This window comes from Pseudomonas meliae, assembly GCF_001400515.1.
Lineage (GTDB): Bacteria > Pseudomonadota > Gammaproteobacteria > Pseudomonadales > Pseudomonadaceae > Aquipseudomonas > Aquipseudomonas amygdali.
In genome coordinates this window covers 1,092-2,119 of record NZ_LJQT01000185.1, presented here as the reverse complement: position 1 = coordinate 2,119, position 1,028 = coordinate 1,092, and the positions used below count along the sequence as shown (strand labels likewise).

Annotated in this window: 2 protein-coding genes and 1 tRNA gene; 1 reads left to right on the top strand and 2 read right to left on the bottom strand. The window is 56.4% G+C overall.

The genetic code is table 11. From position 1 onward, the window contains the following. The first annotated feature begins 207 nt into the window (after positions 1-207). Entirely contained in the window at positions 208-714 is a 507-nt protein-coding gene (gene msrA, locus ALO64_RS08345; RefSeq protein ID WP_005730317.1) for a peptide-methionine (S)-S-oxide reductase MsrA, read from the top strand. Between the two features lie 111 nt (positions 715-825). On the opposite strand, the gene ALO64_RS08340 is transcribed toward msrA, so the two are convergent. Next, positions 826-902, bottom strand: a tRNA-Ile gene (locus ALO64_RS08340). A 15-nt stretch (positions 903-917) separates the two neighbouring features. Next, positions 918-1,028: hypothetical protein (locus ALO64_RS26790; protein WP_408002898.1), on the bottom strand; the 111-nt coding region annotated here is incomplete at its 5' end.

The following is a 1,028-nucleotide window of genomic DNA, read 5'->3' as shown; positions in this document are numbered from 1 at the left end:
AAATTTCTGACAGTCTCGGAAACGCTGACTCAAGCACTCAAGCCAGCGGATTCTGACGCAACTGTAGGCAACGGAGCAAGGCGCCAAGGCTTCTGTAGGACGTGTACTCGTTCCGCAACACGATCCGGTTTTTTACTTCATCCGGCTTGGTATTGGCCGGCATCACCCCATAACTATCCCTGTCTCCATGAACCGCAAGGACAGACTATGACCAACTCAACCGAAACCGCCATCCTTGCCGGCGGCTGCTTCTGGGGCATGCAAGATTTGTTGCGACGCTACCCCGGCGTGCTGCGTACGCGAGTCGGCTACACCGGTGGCGAAGTACCGAACGCCACCTACCGCAACCATGGCAACCATGCCGAAGCGATTGAGATCGTGTTTGACCCGGCGGTGATCAGCTACCGGCAGATTCTTGAATTCTTTTTCCAGATCCATGACCCGAGCACGCCTAACCGGCAGGGCAATGATCTTGGGCCAAGCTATCGTTCGGCGATTTACTACCTGAGCGAACAGCAACGGGATATTGCCGAAGATACCGCGGCTGACGTGGACGCCTCCAAGCTGTGGCCGGGGCGTGTGGTCACGCAAATCGAGCCCGCCAGCGAGTTCTGGGAGGCGGAGCCGGAGCATCAGGATTATCTGGAACGGATACCGAACGGGTATACCTGCCACTTCATCCGGCCGAACTGGAAGTTGCCCAAGCGGGCTTGAACCTGAATCTCACCGGGAAAGGCCGGGATAGGGGAGAGCGCAAAGGCTGACCTGTATTTGAGAGATACCATCCAGAAACACAAAAGCCGCGCAGTGCGCGGCTTTCAAAGGTGGTGGGCCCACACGGACTCGAACCGTGGACCAAAGGATTATGAGTCCTCTGCTCTAACCAACTGAGCTATGGGCCCTCAGTAGGCCGCGGATTATAACGGCGGTTTCGCGGCTGTGCTATCCGAAACGTCCGAAAGATTCATAAGAAGAAATCTCGCGCTGAATTCTTCGGGTTGAAGGGGCAGGCTGATGATGTAGCCCTG